At 28.1% G+C, this 12050-nt stretch carries 9 protein-coding genes; all 9 read left to right on the top strand.

Annotation, left to right across the window (positions count from 1 at the left end; genetic code table 11):
* Positions 1 to 5: 5 nt before the first annotated feature.
* Positions 6 to 239, top strand: coding sequence for a hypothetical protein (locus CRU94_RS01385; RefSeq protein ID WP_129105034.1), 234 nt, complete (start codon positions 6 to 8; stop codon positions 237 to 239).
* A complete protein-coding gene (locus CRU94_RS01380) occupies positions 236 to 601 on the top strand; it encodes a type II toxin-antitoxin system PemK/MazF family toxin (RefSeq protein ID WP_258237349.1) in 366 nt (121 codons plus the stop codon). Before CRU94_RS01385 ends, CRU94_RS01380 begins: the two co-directional genes overlap by 4 nt.
* A 203-nt stretch (positions 602 to 804) precedes the next feature.
* Positions 805 to 5730, top strand: coding sequence for an MBG domain-containing protein (locus CRU94_RS01375; protein ID WP_129105033.1), 4926 nt, complete (start codon positions 805 to 807; stop codon positions 5728 to 5730).
* The gene (locus CRU94_RS01370; protein ID WP_129105032.1) at positions 5727 to 7391 is read left to right on the top strand and encodes a ShlB/FhaC/HecB family hemolysin secretion/activation protein; all 1665 of its coding nucleotides are present in this window, start codon (positions 5727 to 5729) and stop codon (positions 7389 to 7391) included. The genes CRU94_RS01375 and CRU94_RS01370 overlap by 4 nt, the downstream gene beginning before the upstream one ends.
* Before the next feature lie 170 nt (positions 7392 to 7561).
* Positions 7562 to 8302: a metal ABC transporter ATP-binding protein gene (locus tag CRU94_RS01365; RefSeq protein WP_129105031.1), complete on the top strand. Its 741-nt coding sequence runs from the start codon at positions 7562 to 7564 to the stop codon at positions 8300 to 8302.
* Between the two features lie 44 nt (positions 8303 to 8346).
* Positions 8347 to 9147, top strand: coding sequence for a metal ABC transporter permease (locus CRU94_RS01360; RefSeq protein WP_129105030.1), 801 nt, complete (start codon positions 8347 to 8349; stop codon positions 9145 to 9147).
* Positions 9148 to 9160: 13 nt separating this feature from the next.
* A complete protein-coding gene (locus tag CRU94_RS01355) occupies positions 9161 to 9997 on the top strand; it encodes a CvfB family protein (RefSeq protein WP_258237348.1) in 837 nt (278 codons plus the stop codon).
* A gap of 70 nt (positions 9998 to 10067) precedes the next feature.
* Positions 10068 to 10607: a thiol peroxidase Prx-SUH gene (gene prx-suh, locus CRU94_RS01350; protein ID WP_066162335.1), complete on the top strand. Its 540-nt coding sequence runs from the start codon at positions 10068 to 10070 to the stop codon at positions 10605 to 10607.
* A gap of 90 nt (positions 10608 to 10697) precedes the next feature.
* Positions 10698 to 11921, top strand: a complete 1224-nt coding sequence (locus CRU94_RS01345) for an NnrS family protein (RefSeq protein WP_129105029.1) — start codon at positions 10698 to 10700, stop codon at positions 11919 to 11921.
* The last annotated feature ends 129 nt before the right edge of the window (positions 11922 to 12050 follow it).

The raw sequence follows: 12050 nt of genomic DNA, 5'->3' as shown, positions 1-12050 counted from the left end.
TAAATATGACAGCTGAAAAAATAACAGTTACAATTCCCTTTGAACTAAAAGAGCGACTTGTTGTTCTAAAAGATGAGTTGAAAACATCTATGTCATTTATATATAAAGAGGCTTTGGAATCTTATTTAGAAAAAAAAGAAATAGAAAAATTTCAAAAATCAGCTCTAATTATGGCAAATATTTATGAAGAAGATGAAGAACTAAACTCTTGGGCAAATTTTGAAGAGAATATATTATGAATATTTTTCAAGGCGAAATTTGGGAAGTTGATCTTAATCCTACAATAGGAGATGAGATGAGTAAAAAAAGAGTTTGTTTGGTTGTAAATAGTAATAGTGCAGGGATTTTAAAACTTAGAACAATAGTTCCAATAACTACTTGGCAAGATAAATTTAAACAAGTTATATGGATGACAAAAATTGAACCAAATAAAAATAATGGTTTAATAAAAACCTCTTCGGCTGATGCTTTTCAAGTAAGAAGTTTATCTACAAATAGATTTTATAGAAAAATAGGAGAGGTTGAAGAGGATATTTTATATAAAGTTCATGAAGCTATTACAAAAACTTTAAATCCTATTTATAAAATAGTATCAAATTAATAACTACTACCTATGGGTTCCCTATTTCCCTATTTTTGAACTGTTGAGTATTTCTTGACAGTTGAATATTCATATAGTTCTTTTTCTTTAAATTTTCATAAATAAATACTAAATGTTATAAAAAAATAAAAATATCACACTTCATCACACTCTTTATTTATACTTTCTTTGAAAAATTATGAAAAAATAAAAAGGAGAAGAAAATGTATCAAAATCGTGAATACAAAAATAGATTTAGAATACTCAAAGGTGGATTGATTTCCCTAGTAGTTGCTTCAAACTTATACTCTGCACCAAGTGGAGGAACAGTTGTAAGTGGAAATGCAACTATTAATCAAAATGGAAATACTACAAATATAAATCAAAGTAGCCAAAAAGCTAGTATAAATTGGCAAGATTTTTCTATAAAATCAAATGAAACAGTAAATTTTAATCAACCCAGCTATAACTCTATAACTTTAAATAGAGTTATAGGAAATGAGAAGTCTATTATAGATGGAGCATTAAATGCAAATGGACAAGTTTGGCTTCTTAACTCTAATGGAACTATTTTTAATAAAAATGCAAAAGTAAATACAGCTGGACTTCTTGTAACTACAAAAGAGTTATCTGATAAAGATTTTCAAGCTGGAAACTACAATTTTAAAGGTGACTCAAAAGAGAGCATAGAAAATCTTGGAAATATAGACTCAAAAAAATATGCCTCTTTTGTAGCTAATAGTGTGATAAATAATGGAGAGATAAAAGTACACTCTGGAACTATAAATCTAATAGGTGCTAGTGAGTTTTCTGTAAATCTTGATGAGAACTCAAATATATCTTTAAAAGTAAATAAAGGTGTAGTAGATGCACTAGTTGAAAACAATCATCTTTTAATTGCAAATGGTGGAAATGTATATCTTACAACAAATGCAAAAAATGAATTGCTTAAAGGAGTAGTAAATAATACAGGAATTATAGAAGCTACTTCTTTAGATGATTTGCAAAGTGAAGTAATACTTTTTGCTCACGGTGGAACAGCAAATATATCTGGAAGCATAATTGCTAAAAACTCTTTTGTGGAAACAAGTGGAAAAGATTTAAATATTACAAATGAAGCAAAAATAACTGCTAAAAAATGGTTGCTAGATCCTGTAAATGTAACAATAGATAACTCAAATGGAACTATAGGAAATGAAAAAGTTGGTGCTACTGTTATACAAAACTCTTTAAATAGTGGAACAAATATAGAAATTCAAGCTGATAATAATATAAATGTAAATGAAGCTATCACTTGGAATACAGCACAAGAATTAACTTTAAATGCTGGAAATAATATCTATATAAATAAAGAGATAACAGCTACAAATAACTCTGGAAAATTAGCTTTAAAATATGGACAAGCTACAACTGATGGTGAAACAAGTGATTACTATGTAAATGCAAAAGTAAACCTAAAAGCAGGACAAAACTTCTCAACACAAAAAGGAACTAATGCAGCAAATCTTAAAAACTATACAGTAATTACAAGCTTAGGAAGTGAAAGTTCAGCAACTGGCACAGATTTACAAGGAATAAATGGAAACTTAAATGCAAATTATGTTTTAGGTGCTGATATAAATGCTAGTGGAACTTCAGGTTGGAATGATGGAAAAGGATTTAATCCTATAGGAGGTGGTTCAAATGGTTTTAATGGAACATTTGATGGTTTGGGTCATACTATTTCATATTTATCTATAGATCGTCCTACCTTAGCAGGTACTGGATTATTTGGATATACATCTAGTAGTGCAACTATAAGAAATGTTGGTTTAGTTAGTGTTTTAGTTCATGGTAAAGCAGTTGTTGGAGGTTTGGTTGGACTTAATTATGGAACGATAAATAACTCTTATGTAACAATACGAAATGGATTTCGTTTAATATCGGGGGAAGAGCAAATAGGAGGATTTGTTGGAGCTAATAATGGAACAATTTCAAATAGCTATGTAGTAGGAAGTGGTAGAATTTATCTTAAAGGCGGTAGTGGACAATATGCAGGTGGATTTGCTGGATTAAATAATGGTTCAATAAAAAATTCTTATGCTGATGTAAATATAGATGTTGATAATCCTGTTAGTTCATCTAGACAAATCAATGGATTTACACAGGTTTCTTCAAGAAATGAAAATGTTTATTATATATCTGATGGAAAAAGTTTGGGGTATTATTTTAATGATAAAGGTGATTATTCAGCAGATTCTTCTAAAATCTTAACTGCATTAAGAGGAAGAGATGGCTGGGTTGTTGATGGAAGTGGCTTTGAAGGATATGGTATTTTTGCGACTGCTATTACTTTACCACAATTAAAAACATTTTTTACACAAACACCTACAAGCATACTTTTTCAAGGTGGATATGGAACAGAAGCTAATCCATATACTATTACAAACTGGACACAGTTGCAAAATATAAATAATTCAAATATTTTAACGCAAAACTACTATTTTAATCTTTTAAATAATCTAAGTTCATCAACTAGCGATTATACAAATTTAGCTAGTAATTCAGCAAATGGTGGATTGGGGTGGAATCCAATAGGAGATAATACAAATAAATTTATAGGAACTTTTGATGGTAAGGGATTTACTATCTCAGATTTATATATAAATCGTCCTAGTACTTATGTTGGACTTTTTGGATATATAAATAATAGTACTATAAAAAATCTTGGACTTACTAATGTAGATATTACTGGAAGTAATTATGTAGGAGGTTTGGTTGGATATATTAATCATGGAACAATCACAAACTCATATGCTAATGGAAAAGTTAGTGGAATAGGTTATATAGGAGGATTGGTTGGATATAACGGTGGTAATGGAATAATCACAAACTCATATGCTAGTGGAACAGTTAGTGGAAATTCTTATATAGGAGGCTTGGTTGGATATGGTTTTGCAACAATCACAAACTCTTTTTATGATAATACAAAATTTAATGGAAATGGTGTAGGTTATGGTATAGATGATGGAGTTACAGGACTTACAACAGAACAGATGAAACACGGAACTGTATATAAAACTGCTGGTTGGGATATAGTTGCAGATAGCAATTTGGCAGAAGGAACTCCTATTTTAAAATTTGATAGTGTAAATAATAAATATGTTTGGGCAATTGCTCCAAAAACTATTGTTGGGAATTTAGAAAATGAAACGGTTACTTACAACGGTTTACTTCAAAATTTAAGTTCCATCTATACATCTCAAGCTATCTTTGGTACAGCTGGTATGAGTTTTAAATTTGTAGATGATAATGGCGATATAGTTGGATATAAAAATGCAGGAACATACTCAAATATCAGTGTTGAGCTACTTGGAACTGATGAATTTACAGTTGCAGGAGTTGGCACAAAAGGAACTTTGACTATAAATAAAGCAAATGCAACAGTAACTGCAAATAGTGATACTAGTAAAGTTTATAATGGACTTGAACAAAATGTAAGTGGATTTACTGTAAGTGGACTTGTAAATGGAGAAACAGAAAGTGTTTTAACGGGACTTACTGGAACAACTACTACTGGAAAAAATGCAGGAGTATATAATACAAATATTGCTGGAACAGATACAAACTATAATCTTACTTTTACTCAAGGAACTTTAGAGATTACAAAAGCAAATGCAACAGTAACAGTAGCTGATAACTCAAAAGTTTATAATGGTCACAATCAAAACTTTGATTTTAGTGTAGATGGACTTGTAAATGGAGAAACAAAAGATGTTTTAAGTGGATTAACTGGGCTTCAAACTTCTAGTAAAAATGTAGGAATTTATACTTCAAATATTGCTGGAACAGATACAAACTATAATCTTACTTTTAATCAAGGAGATTTAGAGATTACAAAAGCAAATCTTGATATTGTTGCGATCTCTGATAGTAAAGTTTACAACGGTCAAACTCAAAGTGTAAGTGGATATTCATTTGGAGCGAATGGACTTTTAGGAAGTGATACAACATCTGATTTTACTTTGACAAATACTACTACAACAAGCTCTAGTAAAAATGTAGGAATATATAATACAAATCTTAGTGGAAGTGCAGATAACTATAATATCAACTTTACTCAAGGAACTTTAGAAATCACAAAAGCCGACCTAACTTTAAATGGTTTAACAGCACAAGATAAAACTTATGATGGAAATTCAAGTGCAACTGTAAATAAAGGGGCTTTAACTCTTGTTGGTAAATTTGGAAGTGATGTTGTAGAGTTTGATGATACAAATTTAGTAGCTTCTTTTGAAGATAAAAATGCAGGAACAGTAAAACAAGTAAATATCTCTGGAGTTACTTTAAGTGGAACAGATGCCAATAACTATAATGTTGTAGCTCCAAATAGCTTAACAGCAAATATAGATAAAGCAGATGCAACAGTAACTGTAAATGATAGCTCAAAAGTTTATAATGGGTATAACCAAAACTTTGATTTTAGTGTAGATGGACTTGTAAATGGAGAAACAAAAGATATTTTAAGTGGACTTACTGGACTTCAAACTTCTAGTAAAAATGTTGGAATTTATACTTCAAATATTGGTGGAACAGATACAAACTATAATCTTACTTTTAATCAAGGAGATTTAGAGATAACTAAAAAAGATTTAGCTGTAACTGTAACTGATAAATCAAAAGTAGTTGATGGGCAAGAGTTTAGTGGAGGTTCTGTTGTGTATAAAGGATTTGTTGCAGGTGAAGATGAGAGTGTGTTTACTGCTGGGAATTTAGAGTTTACAGGAGATAGCCAAGGTGCAAAAGATGTTGGTAAATACTCTATTAGTGCTTCTACAAGTGCTTTTGAAGCAGATAACTATAATATCTCATATATAGATGGTATTTTAAGTATTGTAGAAAAGCCTACTCAAACAAATAGTACTGTGTCAAAAGAGATAGATAGTATACATAGATTAGCAAATACAAACTTGCCAATAAATCAAGAGTTTACTACAAATGCAAATCAAAGTAGTCAAGAGAATAGTAGTTCAAATGAATTAACTCCAGATAGCTTAAACCAAAATGTTGAAGTTTTGGCACTGGGTCAAAACCAAAATATAAGAGTTATAAATGGTGGGATAAAGATGCCTGAAAATCCAGTTACTAAAGAAGAGGATATTATAAAATGAGAAATATAATTAAAGTATTTGGTTTATTAATACTAAGTAGTGTTGCTCTTTTAGGAGCAACACCTATAATAAATAGTGGAAATATAGAAAAACAAATTCAAGCACCAAAAGATATACCAACTTTAAAAAAAGATGATATAAAAATTGAAGGTATTGAAAATGATAGTTTAAAAAGTAGTGATAGCTCTAAAACAGTATTTATAAAAGATTTTACTTTTGATGGAAATAGTTCTGTTTCTAGTGAAGAGTTAAAACAGAATTTAAAAGCTTATGTAGGAAAAGAGTTAAACTTTAATCAAATACAAGAAGTATTAGCAGTTGTTACAAAAGTTTATAGAGATAAAGGCTACTTTGTAGCACGAGCATATTTGGGTAAACAAGATTTAGTTAAAAATGATAATATCCTTTTTATCTCAATAGTTGAAGGTAAATATGGAGAGATAAAACTAAATAATAGCTCACTTGTAAATGATAACTCTTTGCAAACTATTTTAGATAATGCAAAATCAAATGGTATTATAAATATTAAAGATATAGAAAGAGCATTACTTTTAATAAATGATAGAAATGGAGTACAAGTTTCTAACTCTGTAGTTGAAGCTGGTAAAGAGCTAGGAAGTAGTAATTTAAATATAGATACAACTTCTACAAAAAGAGTAGATGGATACATAGTAGCTGATAACTATGGAAGCAGATACACAGGATACAATAGACTTCAAGGTTTGATAAATATAAATAGTCCTTTTAACATAGGTGATAAAATCTCTATTTCAGGACTTGTTTCAAATGGTGCTGATTTAAAAAATGGAAAACTAGCTTATGAACTGCCTTTAAACTCTTATGGTTTAAAATCTGATTTTTCATATACTAGAACAAACTATAATTTAGTAGAAGAGTATGAAGCTTTAGATGCTAAAGGTAACTCAAATATATATGAAGCTGGATTATCTTATCCACTTCTTAGATCTACAAATGAGAATTTATATTTAAAAGGTAAGTACTACCATAAAGATATGAATGATTTTATGAGTGGTGATAAATATGAAGATAAATCTATAAACTCATTTGTAACTTCTTTAGATTATGATAAAAATTACTCAATTCTTAATTTACCTGCTAGAGTTTTTGCAAACTTAAATCTAACAACTGGACACTTAAGCTCAAAAAATAACAATCCAAATAATGGAAACTATAATAAAGTAGATACATATATAGCAAATGATATATACTTTAATGAGATATTTTCACTAAACACAAACCTAACAGCTCAAAAAGTTTTAGGAAATAAAAACCTTGATGGAAGTGAAGATTTATCTTTGGGTGGAGCTTATGGAGTAAAAATATATCCATATAGTGAACAAAGTGCAGAAAATGGATATATAGCAAGCTTTGAACTATTTTCTAAACTTCCTAATATTGCTTCATATAATCACAAAATTGGATTATTTTATGATATGGGAAATGTATATCAAGAGAAAAATCAAGATGTAACTTTTAAAAGAAAAACTCTTCAAGATATAGGACTTGGATATTATGCAAGTTATAAAGATTTTTTTGCAAAAGCTCAAATGGCTTGGACTATAAACTCTGACCCTATTTCAAGTGAAAAAACGACTCATCAAAATAGTAAGTTTTTATTTCAAGCTGGGTGGATTTTTTAAGAAAAATTTATAGATGATTTAAAAATATGGGAAATAAATATTTTCCATATTTTAAACAATTTTAGTTTATATCATAAACTTTTGAAACTAAACCACTATCTCTTATTTATATAGTAAATTTAATCCGATATCTGATACTATTGCAACAAAGTTGCAAATAAAGGTTTTAAGTGGATTTAATAAAGATTAAAAATCTATTTTTCAAGTATCAAAAAACAGATATTTTAGAAAATGTAAATTTAACAATTAAAGATGATGATTTTTTAGCAATCATTGGACCAAACGGTGGTGGAAAATCAACTCTTTTAAAGCTAATTCTTGGTCTTTTACCACTTCAAAGTGGAAAAATAGAGAAAAATATAAAAAATAGTCAAATAGGATATGTTCCACAAAATACAAATTTAAATATAGATTTTCCAATTACTGCTTTAGAAGTTGTTTTAATGGGACATATTAGCTCAAAAAAGAGAATTTTTGGATATTCAAAAGAGGAGATATCTTGTGCATTAGACTCTTTAAATCAAGTTGGGATGAAAGATTATGCAAATAAAAAGATAGGTGATTTAAGTGGAGGTCAAAGACAAAGAGTCTTTATTGCAAGAGCACTTTGTTCAAATCCAAAAATAATGCTTTTGGATGAGCCAACTGCAAGTATAGATGTACAAGGACAACAAGAGATTTATGAACTTTTAAAAGAGCTAAATAAGTCTATTTGTATTGTTGTTGTAAGTCATGATTTATCAATTCTTTTAAACTATGCAAAAAATGTTGCTCATATAAATAGAAAATTAGTTTATCACAGCCTTGATGAAGTTCAAAAAAATGTTACATTAGCTGATGATCATTTATGTGAGGTTGAACTACTTTCAGCTTTAGGAAAAACACAAATGTGTTGTAACCATGAACATTAAAATAAATACTCCCTTAAAAAATGGGAGATTTTTGAAGGAAAAAGATGTTAGAAATTTTACAATATAGCTTTATTCAAAATGCTTTAATAGCTGGAGTTTTAATCTCAATTGCAGCTGGAATAATTGGAACTTTAGTAGTAGTAAATAAGATTACTTTTTTAACAGGTGGAATAGCTCACAGTGCTTATGGAGGAATTGGAATAGCAATATTTTTAGGAATACCAGTTTTATTTGGCGCAACTATTTTTGCCGTGATTACTGCAATAATAATTGCCATTATAACTTTAAAAAATAGAAGCCGAATTGATGCAATAATTGGTATGATGTGGGCAAGTGGAATGGCAATTGGAATTATATTTGTGGATTTAACTCCTGGATATAATGTAGATTTAATGAGTTATCTGTTTGGAAGTATTATTGCTGTCTCAAGTGAAGATATTATTTATATGACTATTTTGGATATTTTTATTATAGCAGTTGTTGTATATTTTTATAAAGAGATTTTATCTGTATCATATGATAGTGAGTTTGCAAGTTTAAGAGGAATAAATGTTAAATTCTTTTATACGCTAATTTTAATCTTATCAGCACTTTGTGTAGTTGCAGCTATAAAAGCTGTTGGACTTATTTTGGTAATTGCACTTTTAACAATTCCTACATACTTAGCTGAAACTTTCTCTACTAAACTTTCAACTATGATGATTATTAGCTCAATTTTAGCTACAATATTCACACTTTGTGGACTTATAGTTTCATATATTTTTGATATAAGTTCAGGAGCTAGTATAATAATGGTCGCAGTTGTTGCTTTAGGAGTTGTAAAGCTAATCAAATATAAAAAATAAAACGGAAAAACCTATGAGTAAAAAAATTGATGAAAATATAAAACAGGGTGTTTTAAACACTTTAAGAGTAAATAGAGTTAGTGAACCTGGAATTTATCTAATAAGTGGTGATGAAACAGAGGTTTTATTGCCAAATGCTTATGTAAAAAAAGAGATGGCAATTGATAGTTTGGTAGATGTATTTATCTACACTGATAGTGAAGATAGATTGGTTGCAACTACTTTAAAACCATACTTATATCTAAATGAGTTTGCATATTTAAAAATTGTTGATAGTGCAAAATTTGGACATTTTGTTGATATTGGTTTAGCAAAAGATTTGCTAGTTCCGAAAAACAGACAAAAAGGAACTTACAATGTAGGTTCATATAAAGTTTTACAAATGCAATTTGATGAAAGAACAAATAGATTAATTGCAAGTGAAAAATACTTTTTAGAAAAAGAGCCAAAAAATTTAAAACAAGGTGATGAGGTAGAGATAATTTTATACTCAAAAACACCACTTGGATTTAAAGTTATTGTAAATAATAGTTTTGATGGTATGATATTTCACTCAGAAATATTTGAAAATATCAAAATAGGTGATAAAAAAAGAGCTTATGTAAAAAATCTAAGAGATGATGGAAAACTAGATATCTCTTTACAAAAAATTGGTCAAAAAGTTGATACAGAAAAAGTTTTAGATATTTTAAAGGCAAATGGTGGAAGTTTAAACTTTACATACAAAAGTGAAGCAGACGATATAAAAGATGTTTTTGCTATGAGTAAAAAAGCATTTAAAGCTACTTTAACAAAGCTAATTGATGATAAAAAAATAAGATTAGAAGAAGATAAAATTTGCTTGATATAAATTAAGAGAAATCTTATCCTATTTTAATATAATTTCTATCGTAAAATAAAATTTTAATAAAGGAAATAAAATGGCAACAGTAAAATTTAAAAATGATTTAGAGGTAAATTTAAGCGGAGCAGAGCTTAATGTTGGAGATTTAGCTCCTGTTGTAACAGCAGTTGCTGAAAATTTAAGTGATATTCAAATTGGTGGTAAACAAGGAAAAGTTCAAGTAGTTGTTGCTGTTCCATCTCTTGATACAGGTGTTTGTGCTGCAGAAGCTAGAAGATTTAATGTTGAAGCAGCAAAACTAGAGAATGTAGAAGTTGTTATTGTATCTATGGATTTACCATTTGCAATGAAAAGATTTTGTACAACAGAAGGTATAGAAAATCTTAAAGTTGCATCTGATTTTAGAGCAAAAGCTTTTGCAAAATCTTATGGAGTTTTACAAGCAAATGGACCATTGGCTGGTTTAACAGCAAGAGCTATATTTATAATTAATGCATCTGGTAAAGTAACTTACAAACAAATTGTTCCAGAAATTACAAGTGAACCAAACTATGATGAGGTTTTAGAAGCAATAAAAGACTCAAGTACAACTTCTTGTTGTGGAAGTTGCCACTAAAAACTTTAAGCAAGATTTTCTTGCTTAAAATCAAGATAAAACTTCTAAAAAATAGTTAAAATAGTAAATATTTTAAATTTAGGAGTTTTTATGAATCTTTGGTACAAAAAATTCATCTCTCAACCACATCAACCTTTTTTTACAAATGGTATGATTTTTTTTATACTTTTTATGACACTTTTTGTTTTTTCTTACAAAAATATAGTAGATATTAACTCAACAGTTTTAACATATCATGCTTATACGCTAGTTTTTGTTGTTTTTATACAGTTTTTTTTAGGTTTTTTATTTGTTGTTTTTCCAAAATTTTTGATGCAAGCAGAGATTGAATCAAAAGATTATATGAGACAATTTTATATCTATTTTATAGCTAGTATTGGGATTTTATTATCTTTAATTTTTTATTCAAAAGCTACAATTTTATTTCAAGCTCTTATGTTAATTGCTCAAACTATGAGTTTTTTACTTCTATATTCTATCCATAAAAAAAGTACATTAAAAGATAAAAATGATACAAAATGGGTTTTAATAGCTTTTAGTGCTGGTTTGATATCACAACTACTTTTTATAGTTTCACAGCTAGATTTAAAATACTCATATTTGTTTTCAAAAATAGCAATAAATAGTGGATTTTATCTATTTTTATTTATGATAGTTTTTACAATCTCTCAAAGAATGATTCCTTTTTTTACAAGAGTTATGGTTCCAGAGTATAAAATTAATAAAAGCAATAAATTACTTGATATATTTTTTGTATTACTTATAATAAAAGTAATACTTTTGAGTTTTGAAGATATAAGATTAAATCTATTTATAGATATACCAATATTTTTATTTATTTTAAGAGAACTTTTTATTTGGAAACTTCCAACATTTAAAACACCACCAATAGTTTGGATTTTACACTTAGGTTTGTATTGGATAGTTATTGCATTTTTTATATCTATTATTGAATCAGCTTTTGCTTTTATAAATCCAAATTTCTATTTTGAAAAAATTGTTATTCATACTTTAGCTATTGGATATTTTGTTACAGTTTTAGTTGGCTTTGGAACTAGAGTAGTGCTTGGTCACTCAGGAAGAAAAATAGAGACAAAACTTTTTGCTTTGATAATATTTATTGCAGTTCAACTTTTAGCATTAATTAGAGTTTTTACATCAATAAGTTCAAATTTTGATTTAAATCATATCTTTTTTATAGAGCTAAGTGCCTTATTATTAATAGTTACATTAGTTATTTGGTCTTTAAAGTATATAACTATTTTAGTTGAGAATGAAAAAAAAGTTGAAAAAAAATCTAATTGGAAAGCATAAATTAAGTCTAAATTAATCTTTTGTTAACTTTTTTTAATTATAATTCTCTTGTAGGTAAGTTAAAAACAGACTTGCTTATGTATTTTAAGATAAGTTTCTTAAATAGATAATTTTTTTATGTTTCCTTGT

Source organism: Arcobacter sp. AHV-9/2010 (assembly GCF_004116575.1).
Classification (GTDB): domain Bacteria; phylum Campylobacterota; class Campylobacteria; order Campylobacterales; family Arcobacteraceae; genus Aliarcobacter; species Aliarcobacter skirrowii.
The sequence above is the reverse complement of the archived record's forward strand: the minus strand, read 5'-3'. Positions and strand labels throughout refer to the sequence as shown.